Genomic DNA, 18,822 nt, shown 5'->3' with positions numbered 1-18,822 from the left:
CTGTAGAGGGTGCCTTTTAGCCGGCAGTAAACGGGTGGTGGGCGGGCAAAGGCTTTCCGGGGGTCCAGGGGGCGGAGCCTCCTGGTACGCGAGCACCAACCCCGGCCGCGCCATCGTCGTCGTACGCTGGAACCCCCCGGCCCACAGCACCCCGCGTCGGGCCCTTCGTGTTGCCCACCACCCGGACGGAAGCGCCCCTCCATGAGTCTGCACGGTCTGCTCGACGCCGTAGTCAAGGACCCCGCCCTCGCGGAAGCGACCCGCGCGGCGGCCGACGGCAACCGCATGCACGTCGACCTGGTCGGCCCTCCCGCGACCCGCCCCTTCGCCGTCGCGGCGCTCGCGCGCGAGGCCGGCCGCACTGTCCTCGCGGTGACCGCGACAGGGCGTGAGGCGGAGGACCTGGCCGCCGCTCTGCGCTCGCTGCTCCCGCCGGACGGCGTCGTGGAGTACCCCTCCTGGGAGACCCTCCCGCACGAGCGGCTGAGCCCGCGCAGCGACACTGTGGGCCGCCGCCTCGCCGTGCTGCGCCGCCTGGCCCACCCGAGGGACGACGACCCGGAGACGGGCCCGGTCTCCGTCGTCGTAGCGCCCGTGCGGTCGGTGCTGCAGCCGCAGGTCAAGGGGCTCGGTGACCTGGAGCCGGTCGCCCTGAGGTCGGGCCAGTCCGCCGACCTGAACGCGGTCGTGGACGCGCTCGGCGCCGCCGCCTACGCGCGCGTGGAGCTCGTCGAGCGGCGCGGCGAGTTCGCCGTGCGCGGCGGCATCCTGGACGTGTTCCCGCCCACCGAGGAACACCCCCTGCGCGTCGAGTTCTGGGGCGACGACGTCGAGGAGATCCGCTACTTCAAGGTCGCCGACCAGCGCTCCCTGGAGGTCGCCGACCACGGCCTGTGGGCACCCCCCTGCCGTGAACTCCTGTTGACGGAAGACGTCCGCACGCGCGCGCGTGCCCTCGCCGAGGCCCACCCCGAACTGGGCGAGCTGCTCGGCAAGATCGCCGAGGGCATCGCCGTGGAGGGCATGGAGTCGCTGGCCCCGGTGCTCGTCGACGACATGGAGCTGCTGCTCGACGTACTGCCCAAGGGCGCGATGGCCGTCGTATGCGATCCGGAGCGGGTGCGCACGCGTGCCGCCGATCTCGTGGCCACGTCGCAGGAGTTCCTGCAGGCCTCCTGGGCGGCCACCGCGGGCGGCGGCGAGGCGCCCATCGACGTCGACGCGGCCTCCCTGTGGTCCATCGCGGACGTACGGGACCGGGCGCGCGAGCTGGACATGATGTGGTGGTCCGTCTCGCCCTTCGCCGCTGATGAAGAGCTGGACGCGGACACGCTCAAGCTCGGGATGCACGCCCCGGAGACCTACCGCGGCGACACCGCGAAGGCCCTCGCCGACACCAAGGGCTGGCTCGCCGACGGCTGGCGCACGGTCTTCGTCACCGAGGCCCACGGCCCCGCCGCCCGCACCGTCGAGGTCCTCGGCAGCGAGGGCGTCGCGGCCCGCCTGGAGACCGACCTCGGGGAGATCGCCCCCTCCGTGGTGCACGTGGCGACCGGATCGATCGACTACGGGTTCGTCGATACGGCACTCAAGCTCGCCGTCCTCACCGAGACCGACCTCTCCGGGCAGAAGGCCGCCGGCAAGGACGGCGCCCGGATGCCGGCCCGCCGCCGCAAGACCATCGACCCGCTCACCCTGGAGACGGGCGACTACATCGTCCACGAGCAGCACGGTGTGGGCCGCTACATCGAGATGGTGCAGCGCACGGTGCAGGGCGCCACCCGCGAGTACCTGGTCGTCGAGTACGCCCCCGCCAAGCGCGGCCAGCCCGGCGACCGCCTCTACATCCCCACCGACCAGCTGGAGCAGATCACCAAGTACGTCGGCGGCGAGGCACCCACCCTGCACCGCCTGGGCGGCGCCGACTGGACGAAGACCAAGGCGCGCGCCAAGAAGGCCGTCAAGGAGATCGCGGCCGACCTGATCAAGCTGTACTCGGCCCGGATGGCGGCCCCGGGGCACGCGTTCGGCGCGGACACGCCCTGGCAGCGCGAGCTGGAGGACGCCTTCCCGTACGCGGAGACCCCCGACCAGCTGACCACCATCGCCGAGGTCAAGGACGACATGGAGAAGTCGGTCCCCATGGACCGGCTGGTCTGCGGCGACGTCGGCTACGGCAAGACCGAGATCGCGGTACGGGCTGCCTTCAAGGCCGTCCAGGACGGCAAGCAGGTCGCCGTCCTCGTCCCGACGACGCTGCTCGTGCAGCAGCACTTCGGGACGTTCACCGAGCGCTACTCGCAGTTCCCGGTCAACGTAAGGGCGTTGAGCCGCTTCCAGACCGACACCGAGGCGAAGGCGACCCTGGAGGGCCTGCGCGAGGGCTCCGTGGACCTCGTCATCGGCACCCACCGCCTCTTCTCCTCCGAGACCAAGTTCAAGGACCTCGGCCTGGTCATCGTCGACGAGGAGCAGCGCTTCGGCGTCGAGCACAAGGAGCAGCTGAAGAAGCTGCGCGCCAACGTCGACGTCCTGACGATGTCCGCCACCCCGATCCCCAGAACCCTGGAGATGGCGGTCACCGGCATCCGCGAGATGTCGACGATCACGACGCCCCCTGAGGAGCGTCACCCTGTGTTGACGTTTGTCGGCCCCTACGAGGAGAAGCAGATCGGCGCCGCGATCCGCCGCGAACTCCTGCGCGAGGGCCAGGTCTTCTACATCCACAACCGGGTCGAATCGATCGACCGCGCGGCGGCGCGACTACGCGAGATCGTCCCGGAGGCGCGCATCGCCACCGCCCACGGCCAGATGTCGGAACAGGCCCTGGAGCAGGTCGTCGTCGACTTCTGGGAGAAGAAGTTCGACGTCCTGGTGTCGACGACGATCGTCGAGTCCGGCATCGACATCTCCAACGCGAACACGCTGATCGTTGAACGAGGCGACAACTTCGGCCTGTCGCAACTCCACCAGCTGCGTGGCCGGGTCGGGCGTGGCCGAGAGCGCGGCTACGCGTACTTCCTGTACCCCCCGGAGAAGCCCCTCACGGAGACGGCCCACGAGCGCCTGGCGACCATCGCCCAGCACACGGAGATGGGCGCGGGCATGTACGTGGCGATGAAGGACCTGGAGATCCGGGGCGCCGGAAACCTCCTGGGCGGCGAACAGTCCGGCCACATCGCGGGCGTCGGCTTCGACCTGTACGTCCGCATGGTCGGCGAGGCGGTCGCCGACTACCGCGCCTCCCTGGAGGGCGGGGTCGAGGAGGAGCCGCCCCTGGAGGTCAAGATCGAGCTCCCGGTCGACGCCCACGTCCCGCACGACTACGCCCCCGGCGAGCGCCTGCGTCTCTCCGCCTACCGCTCCATCGCCTCCGCCAACACGGAGGAGGACATCAAGGCCGTACGCGAGGAACTCGTCGACCGCTACGGCAAGTTGCCCGAGCCGGTGGAGAACCTGCTCCTGGTGGCAGGCCTGCGCATGCTCGCTCGCGCGTGCGGCGTCGGCGACATCGTCCTCCAGGGCACCAACATCCGCTTCACACCGGTGGAGTTGCGCGAGTCCCAGGAACTGCGCCTCAAGCGCCTCTACCCCGGCACCGTCATCAAGCCAGCCGCCCACCAGATCCTCGTCCCCCGCCCGAAGACCTCCAGGGTGGGCGGAAAGCCGTTGGTGGGGCGGGAGTTGCTGGGTTGGGTGGGCGAGTTCCTGGCGACGATCCTGGGGTCGTAGCGGCGAGAGGGGGCGGGCGGGGGCCGGGCGGCGCCGGGGGCGCGGCGCTTGGCACGTCCGGCGTGGCGGGGTACCCGTGGGAAAGTGTGACGCTTCTTTGGGAAAGCGTCACACTTTTCCAGCTGCAACAGCGGCCCGGCCTGCCCGCCCGTGGGCGCCCAACGGCCTTTCGCGTACGGCGGGACGACTCCTGTGGAAACCGCACTACGAGTCAGGACGATCCCTGAGATGCATAGCGAAATCTGGGGCATTTGAACCAATGCGCCCGCCGGCGAGGCGCAGCGGGCTCACGCCATGAAGGTTGCCCAGGTCCGGATCGGCTCCGGCGTCGACCAGCGGTGACAGCACCGCGCCATCGCTCCGACCGGTGAACGCCGCCAGCCGCAAAGGCGTATTGCCCTGTTCGTCGGGGGCGTCCACTTCCCCATCCGCCTCCAGTCGACCGCCCGCGGAGCCGTCAGTCGGCCGCCCCGCGGAACAGCATCCCTGCCAGCACCCGGAACACCTCCTCCGGCTCCCGCTCGCCCACCGCCCCGTCCAGATTGTGGCCCAGCAGCAGCGTCGCGAAGCCGTGCGCCAGGGACCACGCGGCGACTCCGGCGAGGCGGGCGTCGGCGCCGCGGCCCTCGGGCGGTACGGCGGAGACGGCGCCGCTCAGCGCCTCGCTCGCGAGGGTGCGGGCCGTGGCGAGTTCGAGGTCGCCCTCGCGCAGCAGCTCGGGCGCGAACATCACCTGGAAGTGCGCCGGATGCTCACGCGCGAAGCGCACGTACCGCACTCCCGCGTCCTTGAGATCCGCCGCCTCCCCGATCGTGGCGGCCAGCAGCCCGAACCCCTCCGCCGCGATGGCCGTCAACAGCCCCGTGCGGTCCTTGAAGTGATGCGCCGGCGCCGCGTGCGAGACGCCGGCACGGCGGGCGAGGTCCCGCAGGCTCAGCCCGGACGGGCCGTCGGCGGCGATGACGTCGAGCGCGGCGGTGAGGACGGCGCGGCGCAGATCGCCGTGGTGGTACGGGCTCTTGGTCGGCTTGGCCGGCTTGGTCGTACTCATGCTCAGCAGCCTACGCCGAATCTAGGCATTGACAAGTTCGAGCGGCTGGGGCAATCTTGTCAGTGTCAAGTTGTGGAACGGCCGGGACGCGACGAGGAGTTGTGCCATGTCCGAAGACGTACGTGGAGTGGAGACCGTGAACTACCCCGCCGCCGTGGAGTCGAGCAGGGTGCGCCGGCTCTGGCACCTGCTCGAACCCCTGCACGCGGTGCTGTACTACGCGCCGGAGGTCTTCGAGGAGGCCGCGGCGCTCGGATACGACACCGAGGAGCGCTGGCCGAGCTACTTCCCGCTGCGCGCCGCCCCGTTGGGCCCGGCCGGCGCCGAGCGGGTGACCTCCGCCTTCTACAGCTTCAGCCCCCGCATGGTCGCCGCGCACATCGACCCCGCGTGGCACGTCGCGAGCCCGGACGCCGTACTGAAGTCGAGGCTGCGCGGAATGGACCGGGCCTACCGCGCGATATTCGGCGACCGTGTCGACAGCCCCGAACTCGCGGAGGCCGCCGCCCTCGCCCGCCGCGCCGCCGAGGCGGTCACCGCGGCCGGCCGTCCCCTCGCCGCGGCCAACGCCGAGTTGGCCTGGCCCGAGGAACCCCACCTCCAGCTGTGGCAGGCGGCGACGATCCTGCGCGAACACCGAGGTGACGGCCACCTCGCGGCGCTCCTCGTCGCCGACCTGGACCCGGTCGAGTCCCTGGTCTCCTTCGCCGCGATAGGGGCCGCCCCCGTCGAGCGCTTCGAAAGCCGGGGCTGGAGCCCACAGGAATGGGCGGCGGCCCGCCAACGCCTGGTCGCACGCGGCCTGTTGGACGACCTCGGTACGGCGACGAGGGCGGGCCGCGAGCTGCGCCAGGAGGTGGAGCGCACCACCGACCGGCTGGCCGCCGAGCCCTGGCGGTTCCTCGGCCGGGCCGACACCGACCGACTCGCCGATCTGCTGGGCGAGTTCTGGGTCGCCGTGCTCGGTTCCGGGCTGCTGCCCTCGGAGTCGACCCTGGGCATCGGCAAGGTCTGAGAAGGGTCTTCGGCACGGTCTGGGAGGAGCCTGGGGAGAGAGTGTGGGGAGGGAGTGCGAGGTGGGGGCGCCCGCACCGACCAGGTCGTATCGATACACCCGAGTTGCACGTCATACGCCCCCGGGCCCCATATGTTCGCGACATCTCCGCCGCTAACGTGGGCACCAGGTCAATATCCGCCCCCGCAGGGGCGGGGCCGGGTGAACCAGGGGAGGGGCGCACGTGATGCGTCTGAGGGGTGGGGCGGCCGTTGCCGTCCTGATCATGTTGTCCGTCGCCGGATGCAAGGACACCACAGGGGCCTCCGGGCCCGAAGCGACGACCGGCGGGAACACCGGTGGGGACACCGGCGGGAACTCCGGCGGAGGCCCCGGCGGGGGCGCGGCGCTCACCGCCGCCGAGTCCCTGACCGTCAAGGGACGGGCGCCGAAGACCGGTTACTCCCGCGAGCGGTTCGGCACCGCATGGGCCGACACCGACTCCAACAGCTGCGACACCAGGGACGACATCCTCAAACGGGACCTGAAGCAGGTGAAGTTCACCGGCGGCACCTGCAAGGTGTCCTACGGCGTCCTCGAATCCGACCCGTACTCCGGCAAGGAGGTGACCTACCGTCGCGGGGCCAGCCTCGTCGACATAGACCACCTCGTAGCCCTCTCCGACGCCTGGCAGAAGGGCGCCAAGTACTGGGACGCCAGCAAGCGCATAGCCCTCGCCAACGACCCCCTCAACCTCCTGACCGTCGGCGCGAGCGCCAACCGCAGCAAGGGCGACGGCGACACGGCGACCTGGGTGCCGCCCAAGGCGTACCGCTGCACGTATGTGGCCGCGCAGGTCGCCGTGAAGAAGAAGTACGGACTGTGGGTCACCGCCGCCGAGAAGGCCGCGATGAAGAAGGTCCTCTCCACCTGTCCGGGGCAGAAGCTCCCGTCCGGCGGGAACCCGACGAACGCGCCGAGCAGGTTCCACGCGAAGTGAGCCGAAGCGGGCCGAGGTGAGCTGGGCGCCCGTCGGAGCAAGCCCTTTCCCGTGAAGTACATATACGGGAGATGACGATCTGTTCTGGTCAAGTCGTTGTACTGGTAAAGGAGTTCACAAGGAGCAAAGGGACATGAGGGGTGACTCGGGGTGCGTTCACCGGGTAATGGTCAAGATCGGTCGATGATCTCTTCTGGGGTCTGTTCGGTCTTTGTTGGCGATGGGCAAGATCTGTGCGTTTCTGTGGCTGTCCTGTCAGGACCCGGTCAAGCATCGACTGGCGGCGGCTGCTTCGTGCCCGTCGACCGTTGGAGTCCTCGTCGTGCGTGTCCGGCTCGCTCGCCGTGTTCGCCCACCCCGCCGCATACGGCGCGCCCGCCGTGGTGTCGCCCTGCTCCTGCTGACCGCGCTCGCCCTGATGTGGACGACGCAGCAGGCGATGGCCGACGGGGTCGAACTGCATGCCGTGGACGTCTCGTTGCCGAGCCTGTCCTCGCTCACCGCCTGGCTGAAGGACCCGCACTGGGGCCGGCTGCCGTCGGAGAAGTCTGGCACGGCGGCCGGCAAGCGGCACCGGGTCTCCGCCGCGGCCACCGAGGCACACCAGGGCGCGGGCCGTAAGCCGGGGAAGGGCAAGGGCGAACTCGCCGCCTACCACGCCCACTCGGCGTCCGTGAAGCCGGGAAAGAGCGCTGCGGGCAAGGCCGGCTTCAACGCGAGGACGAGCAAGCGGGACGCGGGCAAGTCCTCGCGGACCGACACCGTCTTCGACAACGCCGACGGGTCGATCACCAGACAGATCTCCCCGACACCCGTCAACTACCAGGTCGGCAAGGGCAAATGGGCCCCCATCGACGTGGACGTGCGGGCCGGACCCGACGGGCGCTGGCACGAGAAGGCCAACTCCGTCGGCGTGGACTTCGCGCCCAAGGCCGACGACTCCGCGCTCGTCTCCCTCGCCCCCGACGCACAGCACACCGTCTCCTACGGGCTGAAGGACGCCCAGGCCGTCAAGGGCACCGTCGTCGGCGGCTCGCGCGTCACCTACCCGGAGGTCCTCGCCGACACCGACCTCCAGGTCGCCCCCACCGCCACGGGCGTGAAGGAAGCGGTCGTCCTGCACTCCGCGGACGCCGGCAACTCCTGGACCTTCCCGCTGAAGCTCAAGGGACTCACCCCCGTCCAGAACAAGGACGGCTCGATCGTCCTGCGCGACAGCGCGGGCAAGACCGTAGAGCGCGTCCCTTCGTCGTACGCCTACGACTCGAAGGTCGATCCGCGCTCCGGTGACCCGACCACGACCCACGACGTCACCACCACCCTCGTGCGGAACGGCAGCGGCTACGCGCTGAGGATCACCCTCGACGAGGCCTGGCTGAAGGACACGCACCGCGTCTTCCCCGTCACCGTCGACCCGACCGTCACCGACGGCTGGACCACCACCTACGCCGAGTCGGGGTCGGACGCGACGGGCGACCACTCCTACGAGCAGACGATCAAGGTCGGTTCGTACGACTCGGGCACGCACTCCGCGGCGAGCTACGTCAACCACTGGGACACCGCCTGGGACGACACCGGTCTGACGGTCACCGCGGCGAAGCTGGAGCTGTTCGACACCTGGGCCGCGACCTGCACCGCCGAGCGTTTCGACGTCGCCCTCGTCACCCAGGCCTGGACGCCCGAGGGCGTCACCAGCTACCCCGGACCGAGCTACGGCGCCTCCATCGGCAACCTGACCCCGACCGTGCCGAACGCCTGCGCGAACACGAGTGCCGACCGGAGCGTGGGCGACACGGTGGACGTGACGCTGTCGACCTCGGCGATCCAGGGCTGGTTCAGCGGGACGACCGCCGACTACGGCCTCGCGCTCTACGCGTCCACGAGCGACGCCGCGCACTGGAAGCAGTTCGGCTCCTTCAACGACCCGGGGCTCGGCCCGAAGCTCATCGTCACCTACACCGGGAACACCGCCCCGCAGCTCTACGAGCAGTTCCCCGCCGACAACGCGGTCGTCGGCACCACCACCCCGGAGCTCACCGCCTGGGCGGGCGGCGCCAACTCCACCAGCGGCAGCGCGAACAAGTACCAGTTCAAGGTCTACGACGCCAACAACGCCCTGGTCGTCGACTCGGGCCTGGTCGCCACCGGCGACTGGACGGTCCCCGCCGGAAAGCTCGCCTGGGGCAAGAACTACAACTGGGAAGTCCAGGCGTACGACGCGACGACCGGGCTCTACTCACCCGCCGATCCCTACGAGTTGTCCGTTCAAGTACCCCAACCCGTGATCACCTCGGGGCTCTCGCAGAACAGCAGCGACCACGGCTTCGACGCGTCCATCGGCAACTACACCACCTCCGACACGGACGCCTCGATCTCCACCGTCGGCCCGTCCCTGGACGTCGAGCGCGACTACAACTCCCGTGACCCGCGCTGGGCCGGAGCCTTCGGTTCCGGCTGGTCGTCGATCTTCGACGCGCGCGCCACCGAGCAGTACAGCGCGGCCGGCGCGGTCACCAGCGTCAACGTCACCTATCCGGACGGCTCACAGGTCGGCTACGGCAAGAACAGCGACGGCACCTTCGCGCCAGGCACCGGCCGCTGGGCCACGTTCACCACGGTCAGCGGCGGCTACAGCCTGACCGACAAGGACGACACGGTCTACGCCTTCACCACCCTGCTGACCACGGGCAACTACGGACTCACCTCCGTCACGGACGCCAACGGCCGTTCCATATCGCTGACGTGGGCCGGCGGTCATGTCACGCAGATGAAGTCCAACGTGTCCGGCCGCACCCTGACCCTCACCTGGTCCACCCCCTCCGGCGCCCTCGCCGCGCATGTCGCGACCGTCACCACCGACCCGGTCACCGCCGGCACCGCGTCGACCGCGCTGACCTGGAACTACGGTTACACCGGCGACCAGTTGACGACAGTGTGCGCGCCGCTGTCGACGACGAAGTGCACGACGTACGGCTACACGACGGGCTCGCAGTACCAGAACGCCTCCCTCGACCTCGACCCCAGCGCGGCCTGGCCGCTCACGGAGACCTCGGGCACCACAGCGAAGGACGCGATTCTCGCCAACGAGGGCACCAAGAACGCGACGTACGAGAACGTCACGCTGGGCGCGGCCGGACCGCTCACCGGTTCCTCCTCCACCGCGGCCTCCTTCAACGGCACCACCTCCGACGTCGCCCTGCCGAAGAACACCGGCAACGACACCGACTCGGGCGCGCTGTCCCTCTGGTTCAAGACCTCGGCCGGACCGGGCGTGCTCTACTCGTACGCCTCCCAGCCGATCGGCTCGAAGAAGGCCGCCGGCTTCTACACCCCGTCGGTCTACGTCGGCACCGACGGCAAGCTGAACGCCGAGTTCTGGTACAGCGGCGGCATCAACCCGATCGTGTCCTCGGCGTCCGTGGCCGACGGCAAGTGGCACCACGTGGTGCTGAGCGCCGCGGGCAACTCGCAGACGCTGTTCCTGGACAACACGAAGGTCGGCTCGCGCACCGGCACCGTCTCCATCAAGAGCGCGGTGGCCTTCGGCAAGAACCAGGTCTTCAACTACCTGGGTACCGGTTTCCTGGGCGGCAGTTGGCCCGACGAGGGAAACAGCAGCACCACCGACGCCACCGGCTACGCGACCTACTTCAACGGCTCGATCGCCGACGCGGCCTGGTACGGACGCCCGTTGGTCGCCGCCGACGTCAACGCCCTCTACCAGTACGGCACTCACTCGGCGTCCCTGCTCACCTCGGTCAAGCGTCCGTCGGGCAAGTCCTTCGCGACGATGACGTACGACCCGGCGACGACGGCGCTCACCCAGCTCACCGACGAGAACGGCGGCGTCTGGAAGCTCGCCGCACCCACCGTCACCGGCTCCAGCCAGACCTACCGGGGCGCGGTCCTCGGCGGCGGACCGGCCGGCTACTACCGGCTCGGCGAGGCGGCCGGCGCGACCACGGCCCTCAACGAGGTGCACGGCGGAAACGGCACGTACAGCGGGGTGACACTCGGCGCGACAGGACCGTTCAGCGACGCCAAGGCGGCGACGTTCAACGGCAGTTCCTCGTACGTCGAACTGCCGACGTCCGTGCAGTTCGGCACCAGCGACCGCAGCCTCGAACTCTGGTTCAAGACCGCCTCGCAGGGCGTCATCGTCGGCGCCCAGTCGGCGGCGATCTCCGGCGCGACCACCGTGTCCGGCACCTATGCGCCGCTGCTGTACGTCGGCAGCGACAACAAACTGCACGGCCACTACTACTCGGGCAGCGGCTCCGCCGCGACGGCGTTCGGCTCGACGGGCACGGTCACCGACAACGCCTGGCACCACGTGGCCCTCACGGCCTCCGGCGCCACCCAGACCCTGTACCTGGACGGCGTCCAGCAGTCCAGCTACTCCGGCACCCCCGCCGACCAGACCTACAACCACCTCTACCTCGGCGCCGGCTTCTCCAAGAGCTGGCTCGACTCCCCGGCGGACGTCAGCCACTTCACCGGTTCGATCGCCGACGCGGCCTTCTACCACTCGGCGCTCAGCGCGGCCGACGTGGCCGCACACGTCGAGGCGGGCAAGAACTCCAGCGGTCTGCTCCCGGTCGAGACGGTCAAGGTGACCTCGCCGACGACCTCCACGCTGACGTACACCTACGACGTCACCAACGGAAACCGCGCCCTGACCGAGACCGACGGCCTCGGCAACAAGACCAGCTTCGGCTACGACACGGCCGGCTTCGAGCACACGGTCACCGACCCCAACGGCGCGGTCACCACCACCGGTCACGACGTCCGCGGCAACATCGTCTCGTCCACGTCCTGCCAGGACCAGGTCGCCAACAAGTGCAACACCGAGTACTACACGTACTACCCGGACGACACGACCGCCCAGCTGACCACCGCCGACCCGCGCAACGACCAGCTGCTGACCGAGCGCGACGGCCGTTCGGCGTCCGCGACGGACAACACGTACCTGACGTCGTACACCTACGACTCGGCGGGCAACCAGACCGCCGTCACCGGCCCCGCCGTCCCCGGCTTCCCGTCCGGCCGCACCACGACCACCGTCTACAGCGACGGCACCAGCACCTACCCGTCCGCCAACGGCGGGGTCGTCCCCAAGGGCCTCCCGGTGAGGACGGTGAGCCCCGGCGGCGCGGTCAACTCCGTGTCGTACTTCACCAACGGCGACGTCGCCTCCACCACCGACGCCATCGGCCTGGTCACGTCGTACACCTACGACAACGTCGGCCAGGTCCTCAGCCAGAACGTCGTCTCCGACACCTACCCGGCCGGTCTGACCACCAGCTACGAGTACGACAAGAACGGCCAGGTGATCACCGAGCACGACCCGAAGATCACCGACCGCGTGCAGGGCGCCGACCACGCCGCCGTCTCCAGCACGGTCTACGACGACGACGGCGACGTCCTCTCCCAGACCGTCTCCGACGCACAGGGCGGCGACGCCCCGCGCACCGAGACCCAGACCTACGACGCCTACGACCGGCTGCTGACCGAGTCCGACGCCAACGTCGCGGCCGGCACGTCCTACGGCAACACGACGACGTACTCGTACGACACCTCCGGCAACAAGACCAAGGAGGTGACGAGCGCCGGCAACGAGACCGACTACACCTACGACGACAACGGCAACCTGCTCACGCAGAGCCTGATGTACACCGGCGACCCGGTCTCCCCGCAGACCGCCGCGAAACTCGTCGAGTCCTCACGCGCCTACGACCCGGCCGGCCGGCTGGCCTCGGTCACCGACGCGATGGGCAACACGACGTCGTACACCTACACCGACGACGGCCTCACCGCGACGGTGAAGAAGACCAGCTCCGACGGCACCAGCACCTATGTCCTGGAGTCGGACGCCTACGACGCGGCCGGCAACCTGCTGACCCAGACGACCGACAACGGCGAGAACGTCACCCAGTTCACGGTCGACGCCTCCAGCCGCACCACGTCCACGACCGTCGACCCGACCGGTGTCGACCGCGTGACGTCCGTGTCGTACACCCCGGACGACCAGGTCGCGACGGAGAACGACCACGACGCAACCGGTTACGACCGCACCACGACCGACACGTACGACGACATGGGCAACCTGCTCAGCGAGACGCTGTACGGCGACGCGTCCGGGCACCCGTCGGGCTGGTGGAAGCTGAACCAGACCACCGGCCGGTCCGTCACCGACTCCTCCGGCACCGGCAACACCGTCACCGCAGGTTCGGGCGTGACGTGGTCGGACGACGCGGCCCAGTTCAGCGGCGACACCTCCGGCAACGGCGACATCGCCGCCACCAACGGACCGGTCCTGGACACCAGTTCCTCCTACACCGTCTCGGCGTGGGTGAAGCTGTCGGACACCTCGACGTTCCGCACCTTCGTCGCGCAGGGCGGCACCAATCGCTCCTCCTTCTACCTCCAGTACGCCTCCACCACGGGCGTCTTCCGTCTCATCTCGCCCAGCCAGGACACCTCCGCCGCCCCGTCGGCGTACTACAGCGCCGCCGCCTCCAGCACCCCAGCGCTCAACACCTGGACCCAACTGGTCGGCTCCTTCGACGCGTCGACCGGCACCATGAGCCTGTACGTCAACGGCACCCTCGCGGGCACCGCCAACAACCCCGCCCCCTGGACCGGCGCGGGCCCGCTCTCCATCGGCGGCGCGAAGACCGCCTCGGGCACCGTCAGCAACGCCGTGAACGGCGCGGTCAGCAACGTCCAGACCTACCAGCGAGCGCTGTCGACAAGCGAGATCAACTCCCTCTACGGCAAGGGCCGTTCGGGCGGCACGGTCGGTTCCTCCGACCAGCAGACCACCAAGTACACCTACGACAAGCGCGGTCTGCCCACGTCCATGACGGACCCCGAACAGCACACCACGAACTACGCGTACGACCAGGCGGGCAACCTCGCGGTCACCACGGCACCCACGGTCCAGTCGGAGCCGGACGGCATCGCGGCGAACGCCGCCCCCGTCAACCCGGTCACCTCCAGCGGCTTCAACACCTTCGGCGAGGCCGTCGCGGAGAAGGACCCGACCGGCCTGGTCACCACCACGGCCTACGACGCCGTCGGCAACAAGGTCAGCGAGACCCTCCCGTCGTACACCCCGGCCGAAGCCTCAACTCCCAACGCGGGCACGACAGTCTGGACGTACGACAGCGAGGGCAACCAGACCAGCGAGACCACACCCGGCGGCAGGACCACCTCCTACCTCTACGACCAGTTGGGCGACCTGGCCCAGATAACCGAGCCCGACGGCACCAAGACCCACGCCACCTACGACACCAACGGCGAACAGCGCACGGCGACGGACGGCACGGGAGCCCAGGCGCAGGCGACCTTCGACTACCTCGGCCGCCAGGTCACCTCCACCACCCTGGAGCGCTACCCCTCCACCCGCACGCTGACCACGACGAACTCCTACGCCGTCACCACCGGCAACCCCTACGGTGCCCACCTCTCCTCGACGACGACCCCGGGCGGCGTGACCTCGACGTACGCCTACAACCGTGCGGGCGACGTCACGAAGACGACGGACGGCGCGGGCAACTCCACGTCCTACGCCTACGACTTCGAGGACAACCCCACCAAGACGACGCTGGCGGACGGCAGTTACACGGTCACGGACTACAACGTCAACGACGACCCGACGGCGACTCGCAGCTACGACGCCAACGGCACGCTCCTGTACGGCACTTCGCAGCAGTACGACGGCAACGGCAACCTGACCGCGGCCACCGACGCCAACCAGCACACCACCCGCTGGACGTACGACGCGGCGGGCACGATCACCCAGCAGGTCGAGCCGGTAGACGCGACAACGTCGATCACCACGTCCTTCGGCTACGACGCGGCCGGCAACCGCACCCGCTTCACCGACGGCCGCGGCAACTCCTGGCGCTACGGCTACACCCCGTGGGGCCAGCAGGCGACGGTGACCGAGCCGACGACGAGCCAGTACACCTCGGCCGCCGACACGACGACGACCTTCGCCTACGACGCGGACGGCAACGTCACCTCGGCCACCGCCCCCGGCGGCGTCACGACGTCGATGACATACGACGCCAACGACCAGCTCAAGACCATGACGGGCACCGGCGCTGAAGCGGCCTCGGCGAAGCACAGCTTCTCCTACGACGCCGACGGCCGCGTCACCTCGGCGGACACCGACGAGGCCGGCACGGTGGGCGCCGCGGACCACCAGGCGTCCACGCACGACGCGTTCACGTACGACGACCGGGGCGATCTGCTGTCGGCGTCGGGTTCGGCGGGAGCGTCGAGCTTCACGTACAACGACGACGGCTCGATGCTGAGCCGCACGGACGCGGCGGGCACCCAGTCCTACGGCTACGACACGGCGGGCCGCCTGTCCACGCTGGACGACGCGGCGACCGGCACCCATCTCTCGTACACGTACGACCAGTTGAACGACCTGAAGACGATCAAGTACGGGAGCACGGGCCAGACCCGAACGTTCACGTACAACAGCGCGCACGAGCTGTCGAACGACGTGATGGTGCAAGGCGCGAGCACGTTGTCGAGCTTCACCTACGGCTACGACAACAACGGCAACCTGACGTCGAAGACGACGGCGGGTGTGACGGGCGCGTCGACGAACACGTACGCGTACGATTGGTCGGACCGCCTGACGTCGTGGAACAACGGCACGGCAACGACGGCGTATTCGTACGACGCCTCGGGCAACCGGGTGCGGGTCGGCGCGGACGTCTACACGTACGACGCCCGAGACCAGCTGACGTCGGACGGCACGAACACGTACTCCTACTCGGCCCGCGGGACGATGACCCAGGAGTCCTCGACGGCGAACGGCACGGCCGCGTTCAAGACGGACGCGTTCGGCGGCCAGATAGTCGCCGGCCCGCAGTCCTACACGCTGGACGCCCTGGGCCGGAACATCACGGACACCAACACGGCCGCGTCGACGACCAGGACGTTCGCCTACTCGGGCGCGGACAACACGATCGCGACGGACGGGGACGCGTCGTACACGTACGACCCGGCGGGCGGCCTGGTAGGCATCAAACAGACAGGCGCGTCGGCTGGCGTGCTTGCCCTGACGGACCTGCACGACGACGTGGTGGGCACGTTCACGTCGGGCGCGACTGGTTTGTCCGGCTCGGCTACGTACGACCCACTCGGCAAGGTGACGGCGACGCTGTCACTCATAGGCCACCTGGGCTTCCAGTCAGGCTGGACGGAACCGGGCACGGGCGACGTAGGCACGGCGTCCCGCTGGTACAACCCGAACACGGGCGAGTTCCTGAACAAGGACAGCGTGTCCCTGGATCCGAGCCCGGACTCGGTGGCGGCGAACCCGTTCGCGTACGTCGACGACAACCCGATGGTGGGTACCGACGAGTCGGGTCACTGCTCCTGGTGGACGGGTTCGTGCGAGGTAAAGGCCGCCAAGCACGTGGCCAAGAAGGTCAAGCACGCGGTCCACAAGGTCTACCACGCGGCCAAGCACGTGGCCCGCAAGGTGGTTCACGCGGTCAAGCACGCGGCCCACAAGGTCGTCCACAAGGTGCAGGACGTGTACCGCGCGACGGTGCGGGTGACTCGGCGGGTCTACCACTACACGGTCAGACACGTGAAACGCGTGTATCACGCGGCAGTTCACGCGGTGCATACGGCGTACCACAAGGCATCGAGAGTCGCGCATCGCGTCGTCCACGCGGTGAAGAAGGCGGCGCACAAGGTCGCCCACACGGTGAAGAAGGCGGCCAAGGCGGTAGCGCATGCGACGCGGACGGCCTACCACGCCACGGTGAAGGCGGTGAAGACCACCGCGAAGTTCGTCAAGAACCACGCGGCGGCCATCACGTCGATCGTGGTCTCCACGGCGGTCTTCGCAGGCTGCGAGGCGGCTACCTGGGGCGTCGGCACGATTGGCTGCGCCGCTTTGGCGGGCGCGGCGGGTTCGTTGGTGGAGCAGGGCTTCAAGTGCGCTCAGAACGGCGGTGGGGACTGCAGCGCGGGTGCGTTTGCGGGGTCGGCGGTCGAGGGGGCGGTGACGGGCGCGCTGGGCGGCGCGCTCGGCTCTCTGGGCGGAAAGCTCCTTGCCAAGGCGGCTCCGAAGGCAATGGAGGTCGTCGGGGGGCTGTTCGGCAAGGGGGCGAGTGAAGCCGGGGAGGCCGGGGCTGCGGATGCCACGGATGAGGCGGCTTCGGCGGCGGAGTCCGAGGGGGCGGGGACTCGGAGTCAGTCGCACTCGGGGGAGGACGAGGGCGAGAGTTGCCCGATCCCGCACAGCTTTAGCGGTTCGACCCGGGTGCTGATGGCAAACGGGTCGACCAAGGCGATCGACCAGGTGAAGGTGGGCGACACGATCGCCAACTCGGTACCTGGGGTTGCAGGTACCGAGGCGCACAAGGTCACCGCGGTGATCGTGACGCACACGGACCACGACTTCGTGGATCTGACGATCAAGGCGACGGCCGAGGCCGGCGCGAAGAAGGGTGCGATCACCGGCACCAAGTCCCTGGCCAAGAAGGTCGCCCGCAAGGCGGCGTTCGGTCTGGCGGCGTCGGCGGCTGTACTGGGGGCGCTGGGCGCGAGCCACAGTCACGGTTCCGCTCAGGACTCGGCAACCAAGACGGTCGCGGCGGTCTCCCCGGCGACGCCCGGACAGAGCACCAAGGCTGCCGAGGCCACGTCCGATGCGCAGGGCGCGCACTTGACGACGACTTTCCACCACCCGTTCTACGACGAGACCCAGTCGGCGTTCGTTGAGGGCAAAGACCTGAAGGTCGGCGACGTTCTCCAGACCCCGACCGGCACGGCCGAGGTCACCGGAGTTCGGCTTTACCACGCGAACACCACGACCTACGACCTGACCATCGGCAGTCTTCACACGTACTATGTGGAGGCAGGTGATACGCCGGTCCTCGTCCACAATTGCAACGGAGCTATCGCAAGGCACTCCACCAAGTGCCAGTGTGCGAATGGAGCCAAGCCGCGGATTCCCCGTAATCCGTTCGGCATGCGAGGGAAGCCGTCGACGGTGCAGCATTTGGATGAAGTCCGGGACGAGCTGATGGACGCCAATCCTGGTTGGAAACATGTTGCGGGAGGAACGGACCGGAACACTGGCGAGGTGAAGCCAGAGCAAACAATATTGGGGCCCAATGGAGAAACACGGAGACCTGACCTATCGTTCGAGTTGGAAGACGGTTCACCTCTCTATGTGAATACTGTCGACACCCTGAGTGACGGAGTTACCCCGGACTCGCGTGAACTGGCAAATGCGATTGATATTCACCAGTGGGGTAGGGGTCCGGTTCTAATGATTCCGAAACCGTAGTCGTAGTAGTGAGTGGTTCTTTTGGGGATCGGAGGGGAGAAATGTCATCTACTGGACGGCAAATTCAACTGCTTTTGCTGCCCGAAGACGAGGATCAGATACTGCAAGCGATTCACGCCAAGTATCCAGAGGTGAAACTCGTCGCCTATACCGCGTGGGCCGATGAGGAAACCCCACCGGTTCGTGAGACGGTTGATGGCTGCGGAACTATCGCAACCATCTGGAATCCCAAACTGCATCCCCGATTGCCTGTGAGTGTCGGTTCAAACGGTTCAATTACCGGACCTGGGGTCGGGCCTGTAGTTCAATGGGTCAGGAGTTTGGAGAAGAATCCTGGAATTCTTGAATCTGGGCGCTGGGCGGCGGGGTACGACAAGGAAAGAGACCCGGATATGGCCTCTTTCGTAAGCTCCCTCTGGAGAATACTGAACCGTTTTACCACCAATGGAATGGTGCGCACCAGAGGGGCAGGCTTGGAGGCTGTTGCTGTCGCCCCGGAGCGCCGCTTCAGAGTGGGTGAGAAAGCGGCTGAGCGGGCGCTGGAGGGGAGTCTCACACTGCGCTCCGGGGCGATGTATTTGCGTCCCGATAGTGCATGAAGCACCGTATGCGAGGTTCTCACTGCCCTTCCGTGAATGATCTTGGGCTTGGCGTCATGCAGGGGCGTGTCGAGTACCGGGCATCACCTCACGCGTCGCCCTGTGATCAGG

At 68.6% G+C, this 18,822-nt stretch carries 7 protein-coding genes; 5 read left to right on the top strand and 2 right to left on the bottom strand.

The window, feature by feature from the left end; translation table 11 throughout:
* The first annotated feature begins 201 nt into the window (after positions 1–201).
* A complete protein-coding gene (gene mfd / locus ACWDEW_RS04405; RefSeq protein WP_450509446.1) occupies positions 202–3,732 on the top strand; it encodes a transcription-repair coupling factor in 3,531 nt (1,176 codons plus the stop codon).
* A 204-nt stretch (positions 3,733–3,936) separates the two neighbouring features.
* Here the strand turns inward: mfd and ACWDEW_RS04400 are convergent, their stop codons facing one another.
* Both ACWDEW_RS04400 and ACWDEW_RS04395 read right to left on the bottom strand, forming a co-directional pair.
* Positions 3,937–4,152, bottom strand: coding sequence for a hypothetical protein (locus ACWDEW_RS04400; RefSeq protein ID WP_450509444.1), 216 nt, complete (start codon positions 4,150–4,152; stop codon positions 3,937–3,939).
* Positions 4,153–4,189: 37 nt separating this feature from the next.
* Positions 4,190–4,783 (bottom strand): TetR/AcrR family transcriptional regulator, encoded by a 594-nt coding sequence (locus tag ACWDEW_RS04395; protein WP_450509442.1) that lies wholly within the window; start codon positions 4,781–4,783, stop codon positions 4,190–4,192.
* Between the two features lie 106 nt (positions 4,784–4,889).
* On the opposite strand from ACWDEW_RS04395, the gene ACWDEW_RS04390 reads away from it, so the two are divergent.
* From ACWDEW_RS04390 to ACWDEW_RS04375, 4 genes are all read left to right on the top strand, one after another.
* Positions 4,890–5,798, top strand: a complete 909-nt coding sequence (locus ACWDEW_RS04390) for an SCO6745 family protein (RefSeq protein ID WP_450509440.1) — start codon at positions 4,890–4,892, stop codon at positions 5,796–5,798.
* Positions 5,799–6,024: 226 nt separating this feature from the next.
* Positions 6,025–6,777, top strand: a complete 753-nt coding sequence (locus tag ACWDEW_RS04385) for an HNH endonuclease family protein (RefSeq protein WP_450509438.1) — start codon at positions 6,025–6,027, stop codon at positions 6,775–6,777.
* 322 nt (positions 6,778–7,099) lie between these two features.
* Positions 7,100–18,112 (top strand): LamG-like jellyroll fold domain-containing protein, encoded by an 11,013-nt coding sequence (locus ACWDEW_RS04380; protein ID WP_450509436.1) that lies wholly within the window; start codon positions 7,100–7,102, stop codon positions 18,110–18,112.
* A gap of 41 nt (positions 18,113–18,153) precedes the next feature.
* Entirely contained in the window at positions 18,154–18,711 is a 558-nt protein-coding gene (locus tag ACWDEW_RS04375; protein ID WP_450509434.1) for a hypothetical protein, read from the top strand.
* Positions 18,712–18,822: the final 111 nt, after the last annotated feature.

This window comes from Streptomyces sp. NPDC001100 (assembly GCF_053598575.1).
The sequence above is the reverse complement of the archived record's forward strand: the minus strand, read 5'-3'. Positions and strand labels throughout refer to the sequence as shown.

Coding starts and splice junctions, on each gene's coding strand:
- ACWDEW_RS04385 (WP_450509438.1), top strand. CDS start 6,025: ATGCGTCTGAGGGGTGGGGCGGCCGTTGCCGTCCTGATCATGTTGTCC.
- ACWDEW_RS04395 (WP_450509442.1), bottom strand. CDS start 4,783: ATGAGTACGACCAAGCCGGCCAAGCCGACCAAGAGCCCGTACCACCAC.
- ACWDEW_RS04375 (WP_450509434.1), top strand. CDS start 18,154: ATGTCATCTACTGGACGGCAAATTCAACTGCTTTTGCTGCCCGAAGAC.
- mfd (WP_450509446.1), top strand. CDS start 202: ATGAGTCTGCACGGTCTGCTCGACGCCGTAGTCAAGGACCCCGCCCTC.
- ACWDEW_RS04390 (WP_450509440.1), top strand. CDS start 4,890: ATGTCCGAAGACGTACGTGGAGTGGAGACCGTGAACTACCCCGCCGCC.